The 23,677-nt window shown below is 69.5% G+C and carries 23 protein-coding genes; 11 read left to right on the top strand and 12 right to left on the bottom strand.

Annotated elements, in window-relative coordinates:
• Positions 1–74 precede the first annotated feature (74 nt).
• The 4 genes from purE (at position 75) to ABLI39_RS05900 (ending at position 4,588) form a co-directional block, all read left to right on the top strand.
• A complete protein-coding gene (gene purE / locus ABLI39_RS05915; protein WP_349412651.1) occupies positions 75–599 on the top strand; it encodes a 5-(carboxyamino)imidazole ribonucleotide mutase in 525 nt (174 codons plus the stop codon).
• Positions 600–610: 11 nt separating this feature from the next.
• Entirely contained in the window at positions 611–2,245 is a 1,635-nt protein-coding gene (locus tag ABLI39_RS05910; RefSeq protein ID WP_349412505.1) for an LCP family protein, read from the top strand.
• Positions 2,246–2,320: 75 nt separating this feature from the next.
• Positions 2,321–3,568, top strand: coding sequence for a mannose-6-phosphate isomerase, class I (manA, locus tag ABLI39_RS05905; RefSeq protein ID WP_349412504.1), 1,248 nt, complete (start codon positions 2,321–2,323; stop codon positions 3,566–3,568).
• Positions 3,569–3,571: 3 nt separating this feature from the next.
• Positions 3,572–4,588 (top strand): lipid II:glycine glycyltransferase FemX, encoded by a 1,017-nt coding sequence (locus ABLI39_RS05900; RefSeq protein ID WP_349412503.1) that lies wholly within the window; start codon positions 3,572–3,574, stop codon positions 4,586–4,588.
• Positions 4,589–5,240: 652 nt separating this feature from the next.
• Here ABLI39_RS05900 and galE read toward each other — a convergent pair.
• Entirely contained in the window at positions 5,241–6,215 is a 975-nt protein-coding gene (galE, locus tag ABLI39_RS05895; protein ID WP_349412502.1) for a UDP-glucose 4-epimerase GalE, read from the bottom strand.
• A 125-nt stretch (positions 6,216–6,340) separates the two neighbouring features.
• Positions 6,341–7,363 (bottom strand): class II fructose-bisphosphatase, encoded by a 1,023-nt coding sequence (gene glpX / locus ABLI39_RS05890; protein ID WP_186372267.1) that lies wholly within the window; start codon positions 7,361–7,363, stop codon positions 6,341–6,343.
• A 193-nt stretch (positions 7,364–7,556) separates the two neighbouring features.
• On the opposite strand from glpX, the gene ABLI39_RS05885 reads away from it, so the two are divergent.
• The 3 genes from ABLI39_RS05885 (at position 7,557) to ABLI39_RS05875 (ending at position 10,402) form a co-directional block, all read left to right on the top strand.
• Entirely contained in the window at positions 7,557–8,276 is a 720-nt protein-coding gene (locus ABLI39_RS05885; protein ID WP_349412500.1) for a DUF4245 domain-containing protein, read from the top strand.
• A 10-nt stretch (positions 8,277–8,286) separates the two neighbouring features.
• Positions 8,287–8,901, top strand: a complete 615-nt coding sequence (locus ABLI39_RS05880; protein ID WP_349412499.1) for a carbonic anhydrase — start codon at positions 8,287–8,289, stop codon at positions 8,899–8,901.
• Between the two features lie 64 nt (positions 8,902–8,965).
• Complete coding sequence (locus ABLI39_RS05875) at positions 8,966–10,402, top strand: class II fumarate hydratase (RefSeq protein WP_349412498.1); 1,437 nt, start codon at positions 8,966–8,968, stop codon at positions 10,400–10,402.
• Between the two features lie 104 nt (positions 10,403–10,506).
• Here ABLI39_RS05875 and ABLI39_RS05870 read toward each other — a convergent pair whose 3' ends face one another.
• From ABLI39_RS05870 to ABLI39_RS05860, 3 genes are all read right to left on the bottom strand, one after another.
• Positions 10,507–11,175: a vWA domain-containing protein gene (locus ABLI39_RS05870; protein ID WP_349412497.1), complete on the bottom strand. Its 669-nt coding sequence runs from the start codon at positions 11,173–11,175 to the stop codon at positions 10,507–10,509.
• Between the two features lie 106 nt (positions 11,176–11,281).
• Positions 11,282–11,752 carry an NUDIX hydrolase gene (locus ABLI39_RS05865; protein WP_349412496.1) on the bottom strand — a complete coding sequence of 157 codons (471 nt, stop codon included), beginning with the start codon at positions 11,750–11,752 and terminating at the stop codon, positions 11,282–11,284.
• 9 nt (positions 11,753–11,761) lie between these two features.
• Positions 11,762–12,286 (bottom strand): prepilin peptidase, encoded by a 525-nt coding sequence (locus ABLI39_RS05860; RefSeq protein ID WP_349412495.1) that lies wholly within the window; start codon positions 12,284–12,286, stop codon positions 11,762–11,764.
• Positions 12,287–12,321: 35 nt separating this feature from the next.
• On the opposite strand from ABLI39_RS05860, the gene ABLI39_RS05855 reads away from it, so the two are divergent.
• Complete coding sequence (locus ABLI39_RS05855) at positions 12,322–12,972, top strand: GNAT family N-acetyltransferase (protein ID WP_349412494.1); 651 nt, start codon at positions 12,322–12,324, stop codon at positions 12,970–12,972.
• A gap of 541 nt (positions 12,973–13,513) precedes the next feature.
• Here the strand turns inward: ABLI39_RS05855 and phoH2 are convergent.
• A complete protein-coding gene (gene phoH2, locus ABLI39_RS05850; protein WP_349412493.1) occupies positions 13,514–14,956 on the bottom strand; it encodes an RNA 5'-3' helicase PhoH2 in 1,443 nt (480 codons plus the stop codon).
• A 234-nt stretch (positions 14,957–15,190) separates the two neighbouring features.
• On the bottom strand, positions 15,191–15,952 hold the full coding sequence (locus ABLI39_RS05845) for an isoprenyl transferase (protein WP_349412650.1): 762 nt from the start codon (positions 15,950–15,952) through the stop codon (positions 15,191–15,193).
• Positions 15,953–16,106: 154 nt separating this feature from the next.
• Here ABLI39_RS05845 and trhA point away from each other — a divergent pair, with 154 nt between their 5' ends.
• Positions 16,107–16,850 carry a PAQR family membrane homeostasis protein TrhA gene (gene trhA, locus ABLI39_RS05840; protein WP_497898423.1) on the top strand — a complete coding sequence of 248 codons (744 nt, stop codon included), beginning with the start codon at positions 16,107–16,109 and terminating at the stop codon, positions 16,848–16,850.
• A gap of 189 nt (positions 16,851–17,039) precedes the next feature.
• Here the strand turns inward: trhA and ABLI39_RS05835 are convergent, their stop codons facing one another.
• The 3 genes from ABLI39_RS05835 to mca all read right to left on the bottom strand — a co-directional run bounded on the left by ABLI39_RS05835 (position 17,040) and on the right by mca (position 20,516).
• Positions 17,040–19,220 (bottom strand): thioredoxin domain-containing protein, encoded by a 2,181-nt coding sequence (locus ABLI39_RS05835; protein WP_349412492.1) that lies wholly within the window; start codon positions 19,218–19,220, stop codon positions 17,040–17,042.
• Positions 19,195–19,530, bottom strand: coding sequence for a hypothetical protein (locus ABLI39_RS05830; protein ID WP_349412491.1), 336 nt, complete (start codon positions 19,528–19,530; stop codon positions 19,195–19,197). Before ABLI39_RS05830 ends, ABLI39_RS05835 begins: the two co-directional genes overlap by 26 nt.
• A gap of 80 nt (positions 19,531–19,610) precedes the next feature.
• Positions 19,611–20,516: a mycothiol conjugate amidase Mca gene (mca, locus tag ABLI39_RS05825; protein ID WP_349412490.1), complete on the bottom strand. Its 906-nt coding sequence runs from the start codon at positions 20,514–20,516 to the stop codon at positions 19,611–19,613.
• 92 nt (positions 20,517–20,608) lie between these two features.
• On the opposite strand from mca, the gene ABLI39_RS05820 reads away from it, so the two are divergent.
• Together ABLI39_RS05820 and greA are read left to right on the top strand one after the other, a co-directional pair.
• On the top strand, positions 20,609–21,067 hold the full coding sequence (locus ABLI39_RS05820; protein WP_349412489.1) for a DUF4307 domain-containing protein: 459 nt from the start codon (positions 20,609–20,611) through the stop codon (positions 21,065–21,067).
• A 199-nt stretch (positions 21,068–21,266) separates the two neighbouring features.
• The gene (gene greA / locus ABLI39_RS05815) at positions 21,267–21,761 is read left to right on the top strand and encodes a transcription elongation factor GreA (RefSeq protein ID WP_349412488.1); all 495 of its coding nucleotides are present in this window, start codon (positions 21,267–21,269) and stop codon (positions 21,759–21,761) included.
• A 66-nt stretch (positions 21,762–21,827) separates the two neighbouring features.
• Here the strand turns inward: greA and ABLI39_RS05810 are convergent, their stop codons facing one another.
• Both ABLI39_RS05810 and ilvA read right to left on the bottom strand, forming a co-directional pair.
• Positions 21,828–22,427, bottom strand: a complete 600-nt coding sequence (locus ABLI39_RS05810) for a rhomboid family intramembrane serine protease (protein WP_502935191.1) — start codon at positions 22,425–22,427, stop codon at positions 21,828–21,830.
• A 9-nt stretch (positions 22,428–22,436) separates the two neighbouring features.
• A complete protein-coding gene (gene ilvA, locus ABLI39_RS05805; protein WP_349412486.1) occupies positions 22,437–23,675 on the bottom strand; it encodes a threonine ammonia-lyase in 1,239 nt (412 codons plus the stop codon).
• Between the last annotated feature and the right edge of the window lie 2 nt (positions 23,676–23,677).

Genomic DNA, 23,677 nt, shown 5'->3' with positions numbered 1-23,677 from the left:
GCGCCAGCACCGAAGCCCAGGACTCCGGCGCCCGCGCCGCCGCCAACGGGTCCGCCCCGATCGTGGGGCTCGTGATGGGCTCGGACTCCGACTGGCCCGTGATGGAGGCGGCCGCGGAGGCGCTGGCCGAGTTCGGCATCCCGTTCGAGGCCGACGTCGTCTCGGCACACCGGATGCCCACCGAAATGATCCGCTACGGGCAGACCGCCCACGAACGCGGGCTGCGCGTGATCATCGCCGGCGCGGGCGGCGCCGCGCACCTGCCGGGCATGCTCGCCTCCGTGACGCCGCTGCCGGTGATCGGTGTGCCCGTGCCGCTGAAAACCCTCGACGGGATGGACTCGCTCCTGTCCATAGTGCAAATGCCCGCCGGCGTGCCGGTCGCTACGGTCTCCATCGCGGGGGCCCGCAACGCCGGGCTGCTCGCGGTACGGATGCTGGCCTCGGGCACGGACGCCCTCGCCGAGCAGCTGCGCTCCGAGCTCCTCGACTTCGCCCGGGAACTCAACGACGCCGCCACCTTGAAGGGCGCGAACCTGCGCAGCAAGGTGGCCGAGGTGTTCTCCGACGAAAACTGCGTTCCGCGGGGCGGCCGGTAGGGATCGAGGACATGAGCAAGAGTTTCGCCGCTGCGCAGCAGACGAAGCAGCCGACAAAGGGCGCCCTCACCGACCCGGTCCGCTACCCGTCAGGGTCCGGCCAGCGCGTCCTCATCAAGCGCGCCTTCCTGCTGATCCTGCTGACCCTGCTGGTGCCCGGCAGCGCGCAGACCGTCGCGGGCAACCGCAGGCTGGGGCGGAGGGCGCTCCGCGTGACGCTGACAGTCTGGGCGCTGGTCATCGTCGCGCTGATCCTGCTGCTGGTATCCCGCCCCACCCTGATCAACCTCGTCGCGGACCCCGTGACCTCGCTCGTGCTGGTCATCGTGCTCACCGCCCTGTCCCTAGGCTGGGCGGTCCTGTTCGTCAACACGCTGCGCCTGATCCGCCCCGCGCTGCTCGAAACCAGGGCGCGCGCCGCCGTCGTCGTCACCCTGGTCCTGGCCATGCTGCTCAGCAGCGGCAGCCTGGGCTACGCGGCGTACCTGCTGAACGTCGGCCGGGACGCGATCGGCACGATCTTCGCCAGCGGACCGGCGATGGAGCCCTCCGAGGGCCGCTACAACTTCCTGATGATGGGCGGCGACGCCGGGGCGGACCGCACCGGACGCCGGCCGGACAGCCTCTCCGTGATCAGCGTGGACGCCAAGACCGGCAAGTCCGCCATCATCTCGATCCCGCGCAACCTGCAGAACGCCCAGTTCAGCGAGGACTCGCCGATGCGGAAGATCTATCCGGACGGCTACGACTGCGGCGACGAGTGCCTGATCAACGCCATCAACACCGAGGTCACCAACAAGTACAAAAACCTCTACCCCGGGGTGGAGGACCCGGGCGCGCAGGCCACCCTCGAGGCGGTCTCCGGCACGCTCGGCATCAAGGTCCAGGCCTACGTCCTGGTGGACATGGACGGCTTCGCCAAGCTCATCGACGCCATGGGCGGCATCCGGATCAAGGCCGGTGGCTGGGTCCCCATCAGCGGCGAAACCATCGACGAGGCCAACGGCATCCACGGCATGCCGCTGGGCTGGATCCCGGCAGGGGACAACACCCTGGACGGCTACCACGCCCTCTGGTACGGCCGGTCCCGGGAATTCGTCGACGACTACGCCCGCATCGCGCGCCAGCAATGCGTCCAGCAGGCGATGCTCAAGCAGCTCGATCCGGCCACCCTGCTGACGAAGTTCGAGGACATCGTCAAGGCCGGCACCAAGGTGGTCGATTCCAACATCTCCTCCAGCCAGCTCGGCAGCTTCGTGGACCTCGCGATGAAGTCCAAGGGCCAGCCGGTGAGCCGGCTGACCATCGGCCCGCCCGACTTCGATGCCTCCTTCTCCACGGTTCCGGACTTCGAGAAGATCCACCAGGCCGTGGACAAGCTGCTGGCCCCGGCACCCGCCGCCGGGGCTGCCGACGATTCGCTCCGGCAGCCGGCCGTGGCGCCCGGTCCGCTCTCCGCCGCCGGCGGGGCACAGCCGGGCACCCAGCCCGCGCCGTCGCCGACCTCGTCGGACTTCACCCCCGTGACCACCACGCCCGAGGGCGAGCCGATCACGGAGGAAATGCTCAACGAGTTCAAGCGCAACGGCGATGAGCAGTCCATCCGCAACCTGGTAGCCACCAACGGCCAGTGCGCCCCGCTCTAGGCCCGGGCGCCCGGCCGCCCGTTACTCCAGCAGGCTCCAGCAGCCAGTCGCTCTCCGTGAGCAGATAGGGACCACGTGTACGAACTTGAGAACGTCCTCCGGCCCTACGCCTGGGGATCCAGGACCGCGATCGCCGGCCTGCTCGGCCGTCCGGCCTCCGGCGGCCCGGAAGCCGAGCTGTGGATCGGCGCCCACCCGGACTCGCCCTCCGTGGCGGCCGACGGCGGCGGCCGGCTGGCGCTGGACGCGCTGATCGCCGGCGACCCGGAGCACCACCTCGGTGGCGAGAGCGTGGCCGAGTTCGGTCCGCGGCTGCCGTTCCTGCTCAAGGTCCTCGCCGCCGAGCGGCCGCTGTCCCTGCAGGTGCATCCGACGCAGGAGCAGGCGCGGGCGGGGTTCGCCCGAGAGGAAGCCGCCGGCGTCGACCACGCCGCTGCGACCCGCAACTACAAGGACGCCTCCCACAAGCCGGAGATGATCTTCGCCCTGACGGACTTCGAGGCGCTGTGCGGTTTCCGGCCGGCGGCGGAGTCGCACGCCGTCTTCCTGCACCTGGCGTCCTGTTTTGACCTGGCCGGTCTGGCTTTGCCGCCGCTGATCCCGCAGCTGCTGGCCGACCTCGCGCAGCCGGATGAACCGGCCGCACTGCGGTCCGCCTTCGAGCGGCTGATCGCCGGCGGGGACGACGTCGCCGAGGCGACCGCCGCCGTCGTCGCTGCCCTCGTCTCCGGCGCCCCGCTGGGAACCCACGCGGCGGAGCTGGGCACGGCCGTGAACCTCAACGGGGAGTACCCGGGGGATCCCGGTGTGTTGATTTCGCTGCTGTTGAACCGGATCTCGCTGGCGCCCGGGGAAGCCGTGTACCTGCCGGCCGGCAACGTGCACGCTTACCTGCACGGGCTCGGCATCGAGGTGATGGCCTCCTCGGACAACGTGCTCCGCGGCGGGCTGACGCCCAAATTCGTGGACGTGCCCGAGCTGCTGAAGACGGTCGCCTTCGAGGCCGTCGCCGTGCCGAGACTCTCCGCTGAGACCACGATGCTGGGCCAGGAACTCTACCGCCCCCCGTTCCGGGAATTCGCGCTGCAGCGGGTGGAGCTGCTCCCGGGCGCGGAGCCGGTCCCGCTGGCGCAGTCCGGGGCAGCGGTGATCATCGTCGTCGCCGGCGCGGTCCTGCTGGACTCCCCCAAGGGCGACCTGCAGTTGGAGCACGGCGCGTCCGCGTTCCTGCCGGCCGCCGAGGCGCCGGTCAACGTGCACCCCGTCGCCGGAGCCACCGGGCCCGCTGTGGCCTTTGCCGTCACTACCGGAATGAAGGCCTGAGCCGTGGACTACTTCCTGCAGGGCCCGCAGTGGGCCGACGTACAGCGCGCCCTGGGCCGCACCGTCCACGAAGAGGCCGGCACGGGCTGGCGGTTCCTCGCCGTCGAGGAAAGCAACCCGGCCGGCAAGCTGCTCTACGTCCCCTATGGCCCGCTGGCTGATTCCGTCGACGCCTTCGACGCCGCGCTTGCGTCCCTGACGGCACTGGCGCGCCGGTGCGGCGCGGTGTTCGTCCGGGTTGAGCCGGTCGACGCGGGCTTCAGCGCCGCCGACGCCGGCACCGTGCTGCGCAGCCGCGGCCTGCGCCGCGCGCCGGCGAACCTGCAGCCGGAGCTGAGCTGGATCGTGGACCTGGACCGCGACTTCAAAGACGTGCTGGCGGACATGAAGCCGGTGAACCGCAACCTGTACCGCAACATCCACAAGAAGGGTGTGACGTTCCGGTCCAGCCAGGACCCCGCGGAGATTTCCGTGCTGCTGAGGTTCCTGCACCTGACCGCGGCGCGCAACGGCTTCAAGCCGCAAAGCGACGAGTACCTGAGCCAGGTGGCCCGGTCGCTGATGCCGGCCGGCGCGGCCACCCTGTTCATCGCGGAACTGGAGGGCGAGCCGATCGCTGCGGCCCTCGCCTACGATTCGGCGGACACCCGCACGTACGCCCACGCCGCGCTGGACGACACCCACCGCAAGCTCAGCGCCGGAATCCCGCTGCTGGTGACGCTGATGGCCGACGCCAAGGACAAGGGCCTGGCGCACGTGGACCTTTGGGGTGTGGCGCCGGCCGACCAGCCCGGCCACAAGTGGGCCGGCTTCACGGCGTTCAAGAAATCCTTTGGCGGCCGTGAAGTCGCCTACCCGGGTACTTGGGACCTGCCGGTCAAGAAGCTCCGCTACGGCGCCTACCAGCTCGCCCGCCAGGGGGCCCAGTTCGCACGGCGCGGCGTCAAGACGGCCCGGCATCTGCCCGCGGCGCTGCGTGGGGCCCTGCCGGGCGCCCGGCGCAGCGCACGCCGCAGCTAGCAGGGCATGTCCCCCGGATGGATGTCATCCCGGGCACACGTGCAGGCCACGAGCACTGGACATGCCCCGCGCTCACCACGGCGCATGGACATATGCCCACTATGCCCAACCTGGGGCACCAGCACCGGGCATGTCCCACGGAGGGATGTCACCCCGGGCACAAACACTAGAGCACAAGCAATGGGCATGTCCTACGCTCACCACGGCCGATGGACATATGCCCACTATGCCTAACCTTGGGCACCAGCACCGGGCATGTCCCATGGAGGGATGTCACCCCGGGCACAAACACCAGAGCACAAGCAATGGGCATGTCCCACGCTCACCACGGCCGATGGACATATGCCCACTATGTCTAACCTTGGGCACCAGCACTGGGCATGTCCTCCGGAGGGATGTCACCCGGGCACAAAGACCAGGGCACCAGCACTGGACATGCCCCACGCTCACCACTGCGCATGGACATATGCCCACTATGCCCAACCTTGGGCACCAGCACCGGGCATGTCCCACGGAGGGATGTCACCCCGGGCACAAACACCAGAGCACAAGCAATGGACATGTCCCACGCTCACCACGGCGCATGGACATATGCCCACTATGCCCAACCTTGGGCACCAGCACCGGGCATGTCCCTCGGTCGCAGCCCGGCCTAGTTTACGGCCGAAGCCGCGCGTTTCTGGGCTTCGTAGGCGCTGGCCACCATCTCTTCCACGGTGTGGCGCATCTTCCAGTCCAGATCGCGCGCGGCCAGGGTGCCGTCAGCGACGATCCGGTCAGGGTCTCCGGCCCGCCGGGGACCGATCTCGGGGTCGAAGTCGATGCCCGTCACTTGGGCCATTGCCGTCATGATCTGCCGCACGGACAGCCCGTCGCCGGAGCCAAGGTTGTAGATGCGTTCCAGCGTCTTGCCGGCAGCAAGGGCCTGCGCTGCCGCGACATGGGAGGTCGCGAGGTCGGCAACGTGAACGTAGTCGCGAACGCAGGTGCCGTCCTCGGTGTTGTAGTCGGTGCCGTTGATCCGGGGGGTTTTGCCCGAGGTCAGTGCGCGCAGCACGATCGGGAAAAGGTTGTGGGGGCTGGAGTCGTAGAGCTCGGGCGCGCCGGACCCCACCACGTTGAAGTAACGCAGCGAAGTGTGCCGCAGGCCGCGTGCCACGCCCTGGTCACGGATGAGCCACTCCCCGATGAGTTTGCTCTCGCCGTAGGGGGATTCGGGCTGGGTCGGGGTCTCCTCGGTGACGATGTCCGCCCTGGGGGTGCCGTAGGTGGCGGCCGAGGAGGAGAAGACCATGTTGTCGACTCCGGCGAGCTCCATCGCTTTCAGCAGCTGCGCGGTACCCGTCACATTCTGCTCGTACGTGAGCAACGGCTCCTGCACGGAAACGCCGGCGTACTTGAAGCCCGCGAGGTGGATCACGCCGGTCACGGAATGATCGAGCATGGTGCGGGCCACCAGGTCCGCATCGAGGATGTTCCCATGCACAAACGGCACGTCCTCCGGCACGAACTCCCGGTGCCCGCTCGAGAGGGAATCCACCACCACCGGTGTCATCGACGCCCCGCGCAACGCGGCAACGACGTGGGAACCGATATATCCTGCACCGCCAGTAACAAGCCAAGTCATGGCTCCACCCTATCCAACGCCGGCCAAAGCACCGGAACGCGGCCGGCCGTCCCGCCGGCCCGGACCGGAAAACAAAGGATCCCGGGGCGCAGGGCGCGTCCCGGGATCCTGCGCATGCGCGGGGATTAGTGCTTGCGGGCGTAGCCCTCCCACTTGCTGGCCTGGTGCTCGCCGTCGACGAACCGGATGGTCCCGGACTTAGAGCGCATCACGATCGACTGGGTGAGGACCTTGTCCTTGGAGTAGCGCACACCCTTGAGCAGGTCCCCGTCGGTGATGCCGGTGGCCGCGAAGTAGCAGTTGTCGCTGGAGACCAGGTCGTTGGTGGAGAGCACCCGGTCCAGGTCGTGCCCGGCGTCGATCGCCTTCTGCTTCTCCTCGTCGCTGGTGGGCCAGAGCCGGCCCTGGATGACGCCGCCGAGGGACTTGATCGCGCAGGCCGCGACGATGCCTTCCGGGGTTCCGCCGATGCCCATCAGGGCGTCGACGCCGGTGCCGGCACGGGCGGCGGCGATGGCGCCGGCGACGTCGCCGTCCATGATGAACTTCGTCCGGGCACCGGCCTCGCGGATCTCCTCGACCAGCGGGCGGTGCCGGTCGCGGTCCAGGATCATCACGTTGAGCTGGTTGACCTTGACGCCCTTGGCCTTGGCGATCAGGTGCAGGTTCTGCTTGACCGGCAGGCGCAGGTCGACCATGTCGGCGGCCTCCGGGCCGGTGACGAGCTTCTCCATGTAGAACACGGCGGAGGGGTCGAACATGGAGCCGCGCTCGGCGACGGCCAGCACGGCCAGGGCATTGTTGATGCCCAGGGCGGTCAGCCGGGTCCCGTCGATCGGGTCGACGGCGACGTCGCACTCGGGGCCGGTGCCGTCGCCGACACGCTCGCCGTTGAACAGCATGGGGGCTTCGTCTTTTTCGCCTTCGCCGATGACCACGACGCCGTTGAAGTGGACGGTCTGCAGGAAGGACCGCATGGCGTCGACGGCGGCGCCGTCGGCCTTGTTCTTGTCGCCGAAACCGACCCAGTGGCCGCCGGCGATGGCCGCGGCTTCGGTGACGCGGACCAGTTCTAGGGCAAGGTTGCGGTCAGGCTCATCGATTCCGACGGCGAGCGACGGGGAAAGCGTGGAGTACTTCTGGGTCATGGACGCTGGTGACACGTGAACCTCTTCTTCGAGTGGCGATCGTTGAACCGGCGGCATCCGGTGTCCGGCTGCCGCTGGGATCCGTCTGTTACTGATCATAGTCGCGGCGGCCGCGATCGGTGCTGGAATTACGCCACCATGAACGGCCCCGCGCCAACCGGCGCGCGGCGGCCGAATGTGAGATCGCCCCTGAATGGGCGACTATAGAGGGGTGAATGAATTGCAGGACACCCCGCCCGATGCCGCCGGATCACCGGCCGGCGGAGCATCCCCCGCAGCCGCGGGCGCAGTACCCGAAGCCGCCGGCGCGCAGCCCGTGAAGCCTGTCATCCGGGCGGCCGCCGCCAAGCGGGCCAACGCCTCGGTGATCGGCATGATCATCGCCCTGGTCCTGAGCATCGGCGCTTTCCTGCCCGTGGTGCTGATGAACCCGTCTCCCAAGTCCGACGGCTACCGCCCGGACATCAACGTCGGCGCCATCGCGAAAAACGCGGCAGGTGTGGCGGGATTCACACCGGTGGCCCCGGACACCGGCGACACATTCCGTTCGAATTACGCCCGCTGGGAGTCCGGCTCGGGCAGCGGCGTGGCCACCTGGGAGGTCGGCTACCTGACGCCCAAGGACTCCTTCATCGGGCTGGTGCAGACCCGCCAGTCCAATCCGACCTGGCTGCTGCAGCAGACCAAAAGCGCCCCGGTCACCGGGACGCGCACCGCCGGCGGACGCGACTGGCAGCTGCGCGACACCGGCAAGGGCGAGAAGTCCATGGTGCTCGACTACCGCGGGACCACGGTGGTCCTGACGGGGCCCGCGCAGCTGGAGGAATTTTCCGTGCTCGCCGCGGCGGTGGTGAAGGCGCTGGAGGTCAACTCGGCCGCAACAGTTTCACCTTCGGCCACCCCCTCGCCGTAAAGTAAGCAGGGTGGCTACCTACCTGACTCCCGCCCTCGCCTGGCGCCGGCTGCGCGAAGGCAACGAACGTTTTGTCGCCGGCGAATCCTCGCACCCGAACCAGGACGCCTCCCGGCGGTCCTCGCTCGTGGAGAACCAGCACCCCTTCGCCGTCATCTTCGGCTGCGCCGACTCCCGGCTGGCCGCCGAGATCATCTTCGACCTCGGCCTCGGCGACGCGTTCGTCGTCCGGACGGCCGGCCAGGTCATTGACGACGCCGTCCTGGGCTCGATCGAATACAGCATCGGCGTCCTGGGCGTGCCGCTGATTGTGGTCCTCGGCCACGACAGCTGCGGCGCCGTCATCGCCACCAAAACAGCAGTGGAAACCGGCGAGATGCCGGTAGGGTTCATCCGCAGCCTGGTCGAGCGCATCACACCGTCCGTGCTGACTTCGCTGCGCAACGACCAGCACGACGTCAACGACATGGTGGTGGAGAACGTCAAGCAGACCTCGCAGCGCCTGGTGGACAGCTCCCGGGTGATTTCCGACGCCGTCGGCAGCGGCCGCGCCGCCGTGATCGGACTGGCCTACCGCCTGGCCGAGGGCCGTGCCGACCTTGTCTCCGGCATCGGCGAGCTCTAGGAGCTTCGTTTCTGCGCCGGTTCATGGTTTTCGGTGGAACGCTTGGGCCGAATAAGCTAGCCCCATGACTTCCACAGCAGATTTGAACACCGAAGAGTTCCGTATTGAACACGACACGATGGGCGAAGTCCGCGTCCCCGTGAACGCGCTGTACCGTGCCCAGACGCAGCGTGCGGTCGAGAACTTCCCGATCTCCGGCAAGACCCTGGAGCGCGCCCACATCGAAGCCCTCGCCCGGGTCAAGAAGGCTGCCGCCCAGGCCAACGCGGAGCTGGGGGTGCTCGACGGCGAGCTGGCCCAGGCAATCGCCGACGCCGCCGACGAGGTCGCCGCCGGCAAGTACGACGGCGACTTCCCGATCGACGTGTTCCAGACCGGATCCGGAACCTCCTCGAACATGAACACCAACGAGGTCCTGGCCGAGCTCGCCTCCCGCGCACTCAAGGCCGCCGGCAGCGAGAAGGTGGTCCACCCGAACGACCACGTCAACGCCTCTCAGTCCTCCAACGACGTGTTCCCGACGTCGGTCCACGTGGCCGCCACGTCCGCCCTGATCAACGACCTGATCCCGGCCCTGGGCTACCTCGCGGAGTCGCTCGAGCGCAAGGCCGCCGAGTTCAAGGACGTCGTGAAGTCCGGCCGCACGCACCTGATGGACGCCACCCCGGTCACCCTGGGCCAGGAGTTCGGCGGCTACGCCGCGCAGGTCCGCTACGGCATCGAGCGCATCAACGCCTCCCTCCCCCGCGTCGCCGAGGTCCCGCTCGGCGGCACCGCCGTCGGCACCGGCATCAACACCCCGGCCGGCTTCCCGGAGCGCGTGATCGAGCTCCTCGCCGCGGACTCCGGCCTGCCCCTGACCGAGGCCCGCGACCACTTCGAGGCCCAGGCCAACCGCGACGGGCTGATCGAGGCTTCCAGCCAGCTGCGCAACATCGCGATCTCCTTCATGAAGATCAACAACGACCTGCGCTGGATGGGCTCCGGCCCCAACACCGGCCTCGGCGAAATCGCGATCCCGGACCTGCAGCCGGGCTCCTCGATCATGCCCGGCAAGGTCAACCCGGTCATCTGCGAAGCCTCCATCATGGTCTGCGCCCAGGTCATCGGCAACGACACCGCCATCGCCTGGTCCGGCACCAACGGCGCGTTCGAGCTCAACGTCGGCATCCCCGTCATGGCCGCCAACCTGCTCGAATCCGTCCGCCTGCTGGCGAACACGAGCCGCGTGATGGCCGACAAGATGATCGACGGCATCACCGCCAACGTCGAGCGCGCCCGCTTCCTCGCCGAGGCCTCGCCGTCCATCGTGACGCCGCTGAACAAGTTCATCGGCTACGAGAACGCCGCCAAGATCGCCAAGAAGGCCGTGGCCGAGGGCCTGACCATCCGCGAGACCGTCGTTGCGATGGGCTTCCTCGAGCGCGGCGAGCTGACCGAAGAGCAGCTGGACACCGCCCTGGACGTCATGTCCATGACGCGGCCGCCGCACAAGGCCTAGCCCTTCACGCCCGCCGCTGCGGGCACCGCGTCCGACGGCGGCCGGCACCTTTCCCGGGAAAGGCGCCGGCCGCCGTCGTACTTTAAAGCCGGCACGGCCCCGGCTTACTCGCGCGGCACCTCTCCCCCGGCGGCACGGCGCTCTTCAGCGGTGTAGGCAGAGTGGGCCGCGGCCTCGGCCAGACTGGCGCCGGCGATGCGAGCCTCGCGCAGCCGCCTGGTCTTGGCGGACTGGCCCGAGAAGGCAGCGTCCACGTTGCCGGCCGCATACGTCAGGGCGTCTTCGGCCCGGATGCCGAGTCCGTGCGCCGTCAGGACAGCGTCCTGGTTGGCTCCGAGGTAGGTGAACTGCCAGCCGTACTGGTGCTGCTGGCGTTCAACCAAGGCCTTGACGATGGCGCCGCTGGCTTCGCGCGAGGCGTTTTCATGCCCGTCGGTCAGCACGGCCACGAGCACGGTGCCCGGACGCTCCGGTTCGGGCAGCGCCGCCAGTTCCGCGCCGGCCTCCCCGATCAGCCGGACCATGGCGTCGTGCAGGGCGGTGCTGCCGCGGGGCTGGAGGACAAGCGGCGGGACGTCCTCGATGTCCACCGCGGCGTAAACCCGTTCGTAGACGTCATCGAACTGGGCCAGTGAGAGCTTGCACCGGCCCGCCACCACCTGCTGTTCGCGGACGAACGCCGCGAAGCCGCCCGCGGTGTCGTCGGCGATGGAACTCATGGAACCGGAACGGTCCAGGAGGACGTACACGTGCGTCAGTGCCGAATCTGTCATGCTTCCCCATTTCCGGCCCGGAGGGGTACCCACGGGCCCACTGTCTCCAGCGGAGGGCTGGATAGCAGAAGGCTACGGCGGGGCTGCGACAATATTGCCGGAACGCTCAGCTGCGGAAGTGCGCGGGACCCTCCGGATCCCGCGCCCGCTCGATCGCCTCCAGGTGACCGGGCATCAGTTCGGGAAACTCCTCGGGCCGGTACCAGCCCACGGCGAGGGATTCGTCGTCGTTGACGCGCGCCTTCCCCGAAACGTACCGGCAGCGGAAGACCAGGGTCAGGAAGTGGCAGACGTCGCCGTTGGGGCAGGTGGTGGGTCCGACGGCGTCCACCGAAACGAGCCGCTCCGCCACGGCCACCACTCCCGTTTCCTCCAGGACTTCGCGGAGCAGGCCCGGCGCCGGGTCCTCGCCCGGTTCCAGGATGCCGGTGATCAGCCCCCACCGGCCGTTGTCCGCCCGCTGGCCGAGCAGGACCCGGCCGGCGTCGTCGAAGACCACGGCCCGCGCGCCCGGAATCCACAGCGTCTCGTGGCCGATCTTTTCGCGCAATTTCAGGATGAAGTCCGGAGTGGCCATGCCGCCAGCCTAGCCTGCCGGCAGCAGCAGCATCGCGGCCGCGGCCCCCGCCAGCATAAAGGGACCGAAGGGGATGTCTGACTTCAGGGTGCCGCGCCGAGTCAGGAGCAGGGCCACGCTCCAGAGCCCGCCCAACAGGAAGGCCGCGAACGTTCCGGCGAAGACGTGGCCCCAGCCGAGGAAGCCGAGGTACAGGCCCAGCACTCCCGCAAGCTTGACGTCGCCGAAGCCCATTCCCGGCGGGTAGGCGGCGCGCAGCAGGAAGTAGAACAGCCAGAGCACCGCGGCGCCGGCCAGCACGCGGAGCCCGGGCACACCGAACAGCCCGGCGCCGCCGCCCGCCGCGGCCCCGGCGAGCAGCAGCACACCCGCGACCGCGTAGGAGGGAAAGATGATCCGGTTGGGCAGCAGGTGGTGCCGGATGTCGATGACGGTCAGCCGCGCCGCCATCACGGCGAAATACGCGCACGCCAGCAGCACCAGCCAGAAGGCCAGCGGGGCCGCTCCCCCCAGGTCACCGAGACGATGGATCACCCTCGGATGCTACCGGTTTTTGCTAGGCTTCGCGGATGACTGACCTCGCCCGCTTCTGGCCGCCCTTCGGCCTCACCCTGGCCACGCCCCGCCTCACGCTCCGGCCGATCCGCGACGAGGACATCCCGGCGGCGGTGCAGGCGGCGCTGGGCGGCATCCACGAACCCGGACGCAGCCCGTTCAGCCGGCCCTGGGCGGAATCCCCGGCCGACGAACTCGGGCCGAACATGGCGCAGTGGTACTGGCGCTGCCGCGGCACCATGTCGCCGCAGGATTGGACCCTGCTGCTGGGCATCTGGCACGACGGCGACTTCATCGGCTGCCAGGACGTCGGGGCCAAGGACTTCGCCACCCTGAAGACGGTCAGCACCGGCTCCTGGCTCACCCGGGACGTGCAGGGCCGCGGGCTGGGCAAGGAGATGCGCGCCGCCGTCGCCCTCTACGCCTTCGACTGGCTCGGAGCCGAGGTCGCCGAATCCGAGGCCGCTGCCTGGAACCAGCAATCCCTGGGCGTCTCCCGCTCCCTCGGCTACGAACTCAACGGCACAACCCGCGCCAACTGGGGCGGTCAGCTCCGGGACGTCCAAAAAGTCCGGCTCACCCCCGCCACCTTCAAGCGCCCCGACTGGACCCTCGAAGTCCAGGGCCACGAACCCACCGCCAAGCACCTGGGCATCGACCTGTAGGGCCCCGCAAGCGGGCCCACGGCGCCCCGCCGTCGCTTAGACACCTCCCGTCGCTGCGGCGCGGTCGCTGGGCGACCTTCGCTCCGCTCTGGTCGGGGATGCGCTCCTACGCGGGCCACCGCGTCCCCGCCAAGGTGGGCAGCTCAGCAAACCGGTCAGCGGGTCCCGCCTCTAAAAGGTGACGAACGCACACGCCGGTCCGCGCTCCTCCTCAAGCGGTGACGAACGCACACGCCGGTCCGCGCTCCTCCTCAAGCGGTGACGAACGCAAACGCCGCACCGCGGGCTCCGCTCGAGAAGGTGACGTACGCACACGCCGCGCCGCGGGCTCCGCTCGAGAAGGTGACGAATGCACACGCCGCGCCGCGGGCCTTTCGCGTAGTCGCGCATCGCGACGTTTGCTGCCCCGAAGGTCGCCCAGCGACCGCAGCGGGCGGCAACCGTCGTGTCTAAGCGACGGCGAAAGGGCCGTGGCGGGGCGAACCCAACCACGGCAAACCCAACTACGGCCCCCACGGGAAGGCGAGAAAGCAGGCGAGCCTTAGATCTCAGCCCCCTCGAGCATGTCCGTCACCAGGGCCGCAATCGGCGAGCGCTCGGAGCGGGTCAGGGTGATGTGGCCAAATAGCGGATGGCCCTTGAGGGTCTCGACGACGGCCGCGACGCCGTCGTGCCGTCCGACCCGGAGGTTGTCGCGCTGGGCGACGTCGTGGGTCAGGACGATCTTGGAGTTCTGGCCGATCCGGCTCATGACCGTCAGCAGCACGTTCTTCTCGAGGGACTGCGCCTCGTCCACGATCACGAACGCGTCGTGCAGGGAGCGGCCGCGGATGTGCGTCAGGGGCATGACCTCGAGCATGCCGCGGTCCATGACTTCCTCCACCACTTCCTGGCTGACCAGCGCACCGAGGGTGTCGAAGACGGCCTGCGCCCACGGGTTCATTTTCTCGGACTCGGAGCCGGGCAGGTAGCCGAGTTCCTGGCCGCCGACGGCGTAGAGCGGCCGGAACACGATGACCTTGCGGTGCTCCCGGCGCTCCAGCACGGCCTCGAGGCCCGCGCAGAGAGCCAGGGCGGACTTGCCGGTGCCGGCCCGGCCGCCGAGGGAGACGATCCCCACGGACGGGTCCATCAGCAGGTCGATGGCCAGCCGCTGCTCGGCGGAGCGTCCGTGCAGGCCGAACACGTCCCGGTCCCCCTTCACCAGGCGGACCTGCTTGTCGGCCCCGACCCGGCCCAGAGCGGAACCGCGGCTGGACAGCAGGACCAGCCCGGTGTTCACCGGCAGCTCGGCCGCGGCCGGGATGAAAACCGGCTCGTGGCCGTAGAGCGTGGCCACTTCGTCCTCGGCGGCGTCGATTTCGGCGATGCCGGTCCAGCCCGAGTCCTTGACGAGCTCGTTGCGGTATTCGTCGGCGAGCAGGCCCATGGCGGAGGCCTTGACCCGCATCGGCAGGTCCTTGGACACCACTGTCACGTCGCGGCCCTCGTTGGCGAGGTTCTTGGCGACGGCGAGGATCCGGCTGTCGTTGTCGCCGCCGCGGAAGCCGGCCGGCAGCACCTCGGCGGAGATGTGGTTCATCTCCACCATGAGGGTGCCGCCGTCGTGGCCCAGCGGGATGGGGCGGTCCAGGCCCCCGTGCTCCACGCGGAGGTCATCGAGCAGCCGCAGCGCTTTGCGGGCGAAGTAGCCCAGCTCCGGGTCGTGCCGTTTGCTTTCAAGCTCGGTGATGACCACGATCGGCAGGATGACTTCGTGCTCGGCGAACCGCAGCAGCGCGCGCGGGTCCGAGAGCAGCACGGAGGTGTCGATCACGTAGCTTCGGGCGGTTTCTTGCGCTGCTGTTCCTTCCCCGGAAACAGCAGGACCGGCCGCAGCATCGGGATTCGCTGCGCCGGTCATGGACGTGGCTCGCTTGGCGCGAGAGGTAGCCTTCTTGCCCTGGTCGGAAATGACGCCGGGCAATTTTTCAGAAATAGCCACATCGACTCCAGCCCCGGGCCGCCGGCCCGGAATTGTTATTGGTGAGGCGGCTCGGCCGTGAGGCCGGACGCGGCCTCCCATACATCCGGTGCGAACTTCCGCTCCATGTACTGGCCTCCCCGATCAGCCGGCGGTTTGCCTGCTGATGGGATTAACGTACGTCCACAGCGCGTCGATTGCCGGACTATTTTTCGGCGATTCTTGCGGACATCAGGTGACGGGCGGGTGAACCGTTCAGGCGCCGAAGCGGCGCTGCCTGCCGGCGTAGTCACGCAGGGCGCGGAGGAAGTCCACCTTGCGGAACGCCGGCCAGAGGGCCTCGCAGAAATAGAACTCACTGTAGGCGCTCTGCCACATCAGGAACCCGGAGAGCCGCTGCTCCCCGGAGGTGCGGATCACCAGGTCCGGGTCGGGCTGGCCGCGGGTGTAGAGGAACCGGGAGATGTCGTCGACGCTGAGTTCGTCCGCCAGCTTGCCGATGTCGGCGCCGCGGGCGACGGCGTCGTGCAGCAGTTCGCGGACGGCGTCGACGATTTCCCGGCGCCCGCCGTAGCCGACGGCCACGTTGACGTGGATCTTCTCGTGCGCCGGGGTGCGGGCCGTGAGCTTGTTCAGCCGTTCGGCGAGGTAGTCGGGCAGGAGCTCCGGCGCGCCCATGGCGTGCACCGAGATATCGACGTCCTCGTCGAGGCGGTCCAGGGTGTTGGCGATGATCCCCATCAGCAGGTCCAGCTCCTCGCCGGAGCGGTTCATGTTGTCGGTGGAGAGCATGTAGAGCGTGACCACCTTGACCCCGAGCTCCTGGCACCAGCCGAGGAATTCGTGGATCTTGTCCGCGCCGGCCTGGTGGCCCTGGCTTGTGGGGGCGTTGAACTGCCTGGCCCAGCGCCGGTTGCCGTCAACCATCACCCCGATATGCCGCGGAATCCGCTCCGGGTCGAGGGAACGCTGGAGTTTGCGCTCGTAGAAGCCATACATGAACCCGGGCAGTTCCATCCGGAGATTCACCTGGCTTCCTTGGGGTCTGACGGTAGTGCATTCCTAGGCTACCCGCCGGACGGCCTGTGCCGCGCACGCCGCCGCCGTCATTTTCCACCACAACCCTTGTTACTGATGGGTAACTTACTGGACCGTAGGTTATTATTACGGCATGGAGAGCACCAGTCCGGAGCCCGGATCCGAGCGGTCCGCGCACAGCGCACCAGGCCCCACGGCCCGCGGCAACAGCCCAGTGGACGACGCCGCCGTGAGGATCGCCGAACTGCTGATGATCAAGCCCAAGTGGCGGGGCTGGATCCACACCGTCACCGCGCCGCTGGCGTTTGCCGCCGGCCTGGTGCTGGTGCTGCTTGCCCCCACCGCGGATCTGAAGATCGCCTCGGCGGTCTATGCGTTCACGGGGGTGCTGCTCTTCGGTGTCAGCGCCGTCTACCACCGCGGGAACTGGTCCCCGCGGGTGAAGATCGTGCTGAAACGGCTGGACCACACCAACATCATGCTGGTGATCGCCGGCAGCTACACCCCGCTGGCCTGGGCGCTCCTGGAGCGGCCCAAGGCTGTGCTGCTGCTGTGGGTGATTTGGTCCGGCGCCGTGCTGGGGGTGCTCTTCCGGCTGCTTTGGACCGATGCCCCGCGCTGGCTCTATGTGCCGATCTACATCGCCCTGGGCTGCGGCGCCTTGTTCTACCTGCCGGACTTCTTCGCCGCCAGCATCCCCGCCGCGGTGCTGATCTGCGTCGGCGGAGCGCTCTATATTGCCGGCGCCGTCTTCTACGCCCTGAAGAAGCCGAACTTCAGCTACGAGCATTTCGGCTTCCACGAGCTGTTCCACGCCTTCACGGTCTTTGCCTTCGCTGCGCACTACATCGGCATCGCGATCGCCGTCCTGGGCTGAGGCCGCCTGCCGCACCGGCACGGATACTCCCCACTTATGAGGACCCGACGCCGGAACCCACCGGAGATTCGGCCCGACACGCCGGGCGCCCACCCCAAACGTGGGGAAACTCCGGCAACGGCGGCCTGCTCAGCCCGGCTCAGCCCGGCCGGCCCGCCAGTCCGCCGGGGTCACGCCGCCGGAGGCGGCTCATTCAGCCATGCTAGCCAGTTGTTCCCGGAGCTCCCCGGTGGAACGCGCCGGCAGCCGGCAGACCATGCCCCGGCACAGGAAGGCCTGCGGCGCCCCGCCCGGAGCGGCCTCCCGGCCCCGCAGCAGGGGCACCCGGGCGGCGCCGGACTCCCCCGCCGGGTCCTGCAGCGCGATCGCGAGTCCGGGGCTGGGCGAGGACAGCAGTGTCCGGTGCAGCGCGGCCCGCTGCGGTGTGTCGGGCCCGACGACGGCGGCCTCCAGCGGGCCTGCCAGCGCGGCCTGCGCGGTGGCGAGCAGCCAGCCGGCCACCCGGGGCGCCCGCACGGCCAGCGGCGGCAGCAGCGACAGGATGTTCCCGGCCAGGGCGCGGTGTTCGGCGGATCCGGAGAGCGCGGACGAGGTCAGCAGGGCCCCGGCATACGCGGCCGCACCGCTGGGGGTGGCGTTGTCGAACGGGTCCATCCCGGCCCTGCCGCCCTGGGCGTTGAGCACCTGCGGTGATTCGCCCGCCGCGTCGCGCAGCGTGCCGCCGGCAGCGAACCGGGTGCCGGCGGCCGCCACGATGCCTTCGGCCAGGGTGTACCAGCGGGTCCGGCCGGTGGCGGCGTAGAGCGCGAACAGGCCCTCGGCGCAGAAGGCGTAGTCCTCCAGCAGGCCGCCGATGCCGCCGGCCGTCCCGCCGTGGGAGACGCGGACCAGCCTGCCGGGTTCCGCCCGGCGGCCGGGGGTCCAGTGCACCCGCTCAAGGTAGCCGGCGATCCGTCCGGCGGCGTCCAGCAGCTCCGGCCGCTCCAGCACGGCGCCGGCCTCGGCCAGGGCGGCCACGGCCAGGCCGTTCCAGCCGGCCACCACCTTCTCGTCCCGGGCAGGCTGCGGCCGCGCCGCACGGGCGCCGCGCAGCACCGGCCGCACCCGCTGCCACAGCTGATCCTCCGCCCCGGACAGCGCCCGGCCGGGATGCAGCGGCGACCCGTCCGCTGAGACCGTCCCCGCCGCGCGGACATGCATCAGCCGGGCGACGGCGGCGCCGTCCGCCGGGCCCAGCAGCGCGGCCAGCTCCCCGGCCGTCCAGAGGTAGCTGGCTCCCTCGGCGTGCACACCGTCCACCACGGTGTCCGCGTCAAGGGACGAGGCCAGCGCCGCGGGACCTTCCCCGTCCGGTCCCCCGGCCAGGCCCAGGGCTGCGAGCATCCAGTCCGCGGTGCTGCCGGCGACGGCGGCAGCCTCCCCGGCCGGGTACGCCGCGGTGCCGCCGAGCCGGATCCAGTGGACGTAGACCCGCAGCAACTGTGCGTTGTCGTAGAGCATTTTTTCAAAGTGCGGCACGGACCAGTCGCGGGTCACGGAGTAGCGCGCGAACCCGCCGTCGAGCTGGTCGAACAGGGCCGAGCGCGCCATCGCGGCGAGCGTGCGCCCGGCCAGGGCCCGGGCCGCCTCAGCCGTCCCGGACGCCACCGCGGCGTGCCGGATCAGGAACTCCAGGACCGCCGACGGCGGGAATTTCGGGGCGGCGCCGAAGCCGCCGGCGTCGTCCTCGGCGCGCGCGAGGGTGCGGACCGATTCGGAGAGCAGCTCCGGGTCCAGGTCCGGCGCGGGCGCGTCGAGCCGGACGGCGGCGCTTGCCTGTGCGGCGGCGATGCCGCGTGCCAGCGTGTCGGCGTTCTGTTCGACGGCGCTGCGGCGTTCCAGCCAGGCCTCCCGGACGGCCTCGAGCACCTGGCGGAAGGAGGGCCGGCCGGGCATGGGCCGGGGCGGATAGTAGGTGCCGGCGTGGAAGGCCCGGCCGTCGGGCAGCAGGAAGACGGACATCGGCCAGCCGCCCTCGCCGCTGATGGCCTGCGTGGCGGCCATGTAGACGGCGTCGACGTCGGGGCGTTCCTCGCGGTCCACCTTTACGGGGACGAAGTTGGCGTTCAGGAAGTCGGCGGTGTCCCGGTCTTCGAAGGACTCGCGGGCCATCACGTGGCACCAGTGGCAGGCAGCGTAGCCGATCGAGAGGAACACGGGCACGTCGCGGGCCGCGGCGAAGGCGAAGGCTTCATCGCCGAAGGGGCGCCAGTGCACGGGGTTGCCGGCGTGCTGGCGGAGGTAGGCAGAGGGTTCCCCGCCCAGGGTGTTGGCCGCCCCGGGCCAGTCGGCGGAGGAGCCGCGTTCAGCGGTTCCCGGGTCCGGCGTCACCGTTGGCCTCCGGGCGGGTGTCCGCGCCGTCGCTGCCCGTAGCGGGCTGGATGCCCTCGGGCCGGGCGGCGCCAGGCTGTGCGGCTTCCTCCGCCGCGGCTCGTTCTTCCTCCACCTGGGCGCGGTACCGGACCCGGCGGATCCGGCGCACCATGTCCACAATCAGCAGTGCCGTGAGCACCACAATGAAGGCGGTCAGCAGGAAGCCCAGCAGTCCCGGGGTGACCTGGTCCTGGTCGAGCCCGGGGCGCAACGACGGCGACGGTGCGGGCGACGGGGATGTCGCCAGGGCGGTGAGCAAGGAATGCACGGTGGAAACCTTCTGTGGGGAACGTCTTTCGCGGAACTTCCCCGCCGCATTTCTACGCGGCATAGAAGTCCCTGCTGGATCTATCTTAGCCCGGCGAAGAAGTCTGTTTCGGGCACGTCGGCGGGGACCCGGGACTGGATCAGGGAGTAGTCCTCCCACGGCCAGGTCTGCCGCTGCATCGCGGGCGAGACGGCGAAGAAGAAGCCCTCCGGGTCGATCTGGGTCCGGTGCGCACGGAGGGCGTCATCGCGGGCCTCGAAGTAGTCCCCGCACTCGATCTGGGTGGTGGTGGGGTGGGTGGGCGCCGGCGGGGTGTGACCCTCCGCGTCGGCCTCCAGCCAGGCCGCGAGCCGTTCGGCGTACGGCGACTGCAGCCCGGCTTCCTCCAGGGCGTAGTGCAGGGCCCGGAAGCGTTCCGGGCTGAAGGCGCGGTCGTAGTAGAGCTTGGCCGGGGCCCAGGCTTCGCCCGTTCCGGGGTACCGCGCCGGGTCGCCGGCGGCTTCGAAGGCCTCGAGCGCGACGCGGTGCGCCATGATGTGGTCCGGGTGGGGGTAGCCGCCGTTCTCGTCGTAGCTGAGGATGACCTGCGGCTTGAACTCACGGACCAGCCGGACCAGCGGTGCGGCCGCCCGCTCCAGCGGCAGGGTGGCGAAGGAACCGGCCGGCAGCGGCGGCAGCGGGTCGCCCTCCGGCAGGCCCGAGTCGACGAAGCCCAGCCAGCGCTGGCGGATCCCCAGGACCCGGGCCGCGTTGTCCATCTCCAGCCGGCGCGCACCGGCCATGTCCCGTTTGGGGTGCGGAGCGCTCTCCATGGCCGGGTTCTGGATGTCGCCGCGCGAACCGTCGGTGCAGGTGGCCACCATGACGTCGACGCCGGAGGCCGCGTACATGGCCATCGTCGCGGCGCCCTTGCTGGACTCGTCGTCGGGGTGCGCGTGGACGGCTAGCAGCCGGAGCGGGGCCGGCTGGCTGGGGGACGCTGTCATCGTCGGACGGCTCCTCTTTCTTCTGCGGGTTCGGTGCCGGGCCTGAAGCGGCTGCGGACTTTCCCCGGCCCGATCCACACTAAACTGGACTGGTGACTTCCGAGGAGCAGCCTGCCGCGCCCGCGCCGGCACCTACCAGCCTAGCCAATCGTTACGGCGGCCAAAAGCGTGCCCTGGGCGGCAAGGCCAGGCGGAACCTCCTGATCGTCGCCCTGGCCGCCGGGATCGGGGTGATGGCCTGGATCTCGACGTCAGCGGCCACCGAGTCGGTCGGCTTCAAGGACATCGGCTACAGCACCCCCGACGCCACCCTGGCCGAGATCGATTTCCAGGTCACGAAGAATCCGGGGACGGCGGCGAAGTGCGCCGTCAAGGCCCTGGACTCGAAGTTCGCCGTGGTGGGCTGGAAGGTCGTCGACGTCGGTCCCAACGCCGCGGACGCGGGCGCCGACGGCGGCCGCACCACGGTGCACCGGGTAAGCGTGCGCACCGAATCGCAGGCCGTCTCCGCCGTCGTCGACAACTGCTGGATCCCGGACGCCGCCAAGTAGTCCGCCCGCCGGCCGGGGGCGGCGGCGCGTAACACGGTGTGAGCTGCACCGCAGTGGTTCTTGGGTTTATCCACAGCATTGACTACAATGGATCAATACCTCTGCCCCGCTGAGCTGGTTACTGAGATCCATAAGTGGCCACCGTGGCGGGGTCTTTGCTTGTTTGACCAGCTTGTTTGACCATCAAAAGGAGAAGTCCGTGTCGACCACCAACAGCGCAACTGCAGCTTGGCTCACCCAGGAAGCTTTTGACCGCCTGAAGGCTGAGCTGGACCACCTCTCCGGCCCCGGCCGTGCAGACATCGTTCAGAAGATCGAAGCTGCCCGCCAGGAAGGCGACCTCAAGGAGAACGGCGGCTACCACGCGGCCAAGGAGGAGCAGGGCAAGATCGAAGCCCGCATCCGCCAGCTCACCGTGCTGCTCCGCGACGCGCACGTGGGCGAAGCCGCGGCCGACGACGGCATCGTCGAGCCGGGCATGATCGTGGTCGCGAAGATCGCCGGGGACGAAGAGACGTTCCTGCTCGGCTCCCGCGAAATCGCCGGCGACTCCGACTTGGACGTCTTCAGCGAGAAGTCGCCGCTGGGTTCGGCCATCGTCGGCCACAAGGAGGGCGACAAGCTCAGCTACACCGCCCCGAACGGCAAGGACATCACGGTGGAGATCATCTCCGCCAAGCCGTACGTCGGCTAGGCACACCAGCCCACGACGCCGGTCCTCCCCGCAGCGGGAGGGCCGGCGTCGGCGCTTAAGCGGGGGTCACGCCGGCCGGCGCCGGCTCAGCAGCAGGGCCGCCACCACGCCGCCGGCGGCCCCGCCCAGGTGCGCCTGCCAGGAGACGTACCCCGCCACGGTGGGCAGCACCCCGAACAGGATGCCGCCGTAGACCAGGAAGAGGACGACGGAGAGCAGGATTTGCCCCCAGTGCCTGTTGAAAAAGCCGCGCACCAGCAGGAACGCGAAGAGCCCGAAGACCAGCCCGGACGCCCCCACCGTGATGTTGAAGCCGCCGATCAGCCACACCGCCACGCCTGAGCCAAGCCAGCTGGAGGCCAGTGCCGTGGCAAAGACCCGCGCGCCGGACAGGAACACCAGGAACCCGAAGATGATCAGCGGCAGGGTGTTGGAGAGCAGGTGCGCGAGGTTGGCGTGCAGCAGCGGAAACGTCAGGATGTCCAGCAGCCCGTCGGGGGTGCGCGGACGCAGCCCGAAGGTGCGGTTGAGGGAGTGCAGCATCAGGGTGTTGAGGAGCTCGATCGCGTAGAGCAGCAGCACAAACGAGCCCACCACCTGCAGGCCCCGCCGGGCCCGGACCGCGGGCGTGTCATCGCGCCGCTCCCCCTTGGACGCCTCGAGCACCACAGCCGCCTAGTGCACCACGATGGGCTGGAAACCTTCGGCCCGGAGCGCCCCGAGGACCTGTTCGCAGTGCTCGTGGCCCTTGGTTTCCAGGTTGACCGTGATGGAGACGTCGCCCATGCTGATCGAGCCGCCCACCCGGGTGTGGTCCAGGCCGGTGACGTTGGCGTCGTTCTCGGCGATGATCCGGGCAATGGTGGCGAGTGAGCCCGGCCGGTCATCGAGCATCATCCGTACCGTCATGTAGCGTCCGGCGGCGGAGAGGCCGCGCTGGATGACTTTGAGCATCAGCATCGGGTCGATGTTGCCGCCGGAGAGCACCACGGCGGTGGTGCCGGGGTTCTCGATCTTGCCTTCCATCAGGGCGGCCACGCCCACGGCACCGGCCGGTTCGACCACCATCTTGGCCCGTTCAAGCAGGAAAATCAGCGCCCGGGCCAGCGCGTCCTCGCTGACCGTAACGACGTCGTCGACGAGCTCGCGGATGATGCTGAACGGCAGCTGCCCGGGCCGGCCCACGGCGATGCCGTCGGCCATGGTGGAGACGCGCTTGAGCGGCACCAGCGCGTCCGCGGCGAGGGAGGGCGGGTAGGCGGCGGCGTTTTCGGCCTGGACGCCGATGATCCGGATGTTCCGGCCGAGTTCCTTGGCCCGCGCCTTGACCGCGACGGCGACGCCGGCCAGCAGCCCGCCGCCGCCGACGCCCATCAGGATGGTGTCCACGTGCGGGATCTGTTCGAGGATTTCCAGGCCCACGGTGCCCTGGCCGGCGACGACGTCGACGTCATCGAAGGGGTGGACGAACACGGCGCCCGTTTCGTCGGCGTAGCGTTTGGCCTCGGCAAGCGCCTCGTCGACGTTGTGGCCGTGCAGCACCACCTCGGCGCCGTGACTGCGGGTCGCCGCCAGCTTGGGCAGGGCGACGCCCAGCGGCATGTAGATCCGGGCCTTGATGCCGAGGGCTTTCGCCGCGACGGCGACGCCCTGGGCGTGGTTGCCGGCGGAGGCCGCCACGACGCCGCGCTTCTTTTCCTCGGCGGAGAGCTTGGCCATCCGGACGTAGGCGCCGCGGACCTTGAAGGAGCCGGCCCGCTGGAGGTTCTCGCATTTGAAGTAGACCTCGCCGCCGGCGAGGCCGCCGAGGGCGCGGGAGGATTCCACCGGGGTCCGCGTAATAATCCCGTCGAGCAGCTTCTGCGCCTCCAGGACATCGTCCAGCGTGACGGGCAGGCTCTCGAGGGTATTCACGA

The organism is Pseudarthrobacter sp. B907 (assembly GCF_040137805.1).
Lineage (GTDB): Bacteria > Actinomycetota > Actinomycetes > Actinomycetales > Micrococcaceae > Arthrobacter.
Note: the sequence above shows the minus strand (reverse complement) of the source record. Positions and strands in the feature narration are given on the sequence as shown.

Excerpts from the sequence above, each read along its gene's own strand:
- ABLI39_RS05845 (WP_349412650.1), bottom strand. The coding sequence starts at position 15,952 with ATGGAACTGCCCGGGTTCATGTATGGCTTCTACGAGCGCAAACTCCAG.
- trhA (WP_497898423.1), top strand. The coding sequence starts at position 16,107 with ATGGAGAGCACCAGTCCGGAGCCCGGATCCGAGCGGTCCGCGCACAGC.
- ABLI39_RS05855 (WP_349412494.1), top strand. The coding sequence starts at position 12,322 with ATGACTGACCTCGCCCGCTTCTGGCCGCCCTTCGGCCTCACCCTGGCC.
- purE (WP_349412651.1), top strand. The coding sequence starts at position 75 with ATGGGCTCGGACTCCGACTGGCCCGTGATGGAGGCGGCCGCGGAGGCG.
- ABLI39_RS05910 (WP_349412505.1), top strand. The coding sequence starts at position 611 with ATGAGCAAGAGTTTCGCCGCTGCGCAGCAGACGAAGCAGCCGACAAAG.
- galE (WP_349412502.1), bottom strand. The coding sequence starts at position 6,215 with ATGACTTGGCTTGTTACTGGCGGTGCAGGATATATCGGTTCCCACGTC.
- ABLI39_RS05875 (WP_349412498.1), top strand. The coding sequence starts at position 8,966 with ATGACTTCCACAGCAGATTTGAACACCGAAGAGTTCCGTATTGAACAC.
- ABLI39_RS05870 (WP_349412497.1), bottom strand. The coding sequence starts at position 11,175 with ATGACAGATTCGGCACTGACGCACGTGTACGTCCTCCTGGACCGTTCC.
- glpX (WP_186372267.1), bottom strand. The coding sequence starts at position 7,363 with ATGACCCAGAAGTACTCCACGCTTTCCCCGTCGCTCGCCGTCGGAATC.
- mca (WP_349412490.1), bottom strand. The coding sequence starts at position 20,516 with ATGACAGCGTCCCCCAGCCAGCCGGCCCCGCTCCGGCTGCTAGCCGTC.
- ABLI39_RS05865 (WP_349412496.1), bottom strand. The coding sequence starts at position 11,752 with ATGGCCACTCCGGACTTCATCCTGAAATTGCGCGAAAAGATCGGCCAC.
- ABLI39_RS05885 (WP_349412500.1), top strand. The coding sequence starts at position 7,557 with ATGGGCGACTATAGAGGGGTGAATGAATTGCAGGACACCCCGCCCGAT.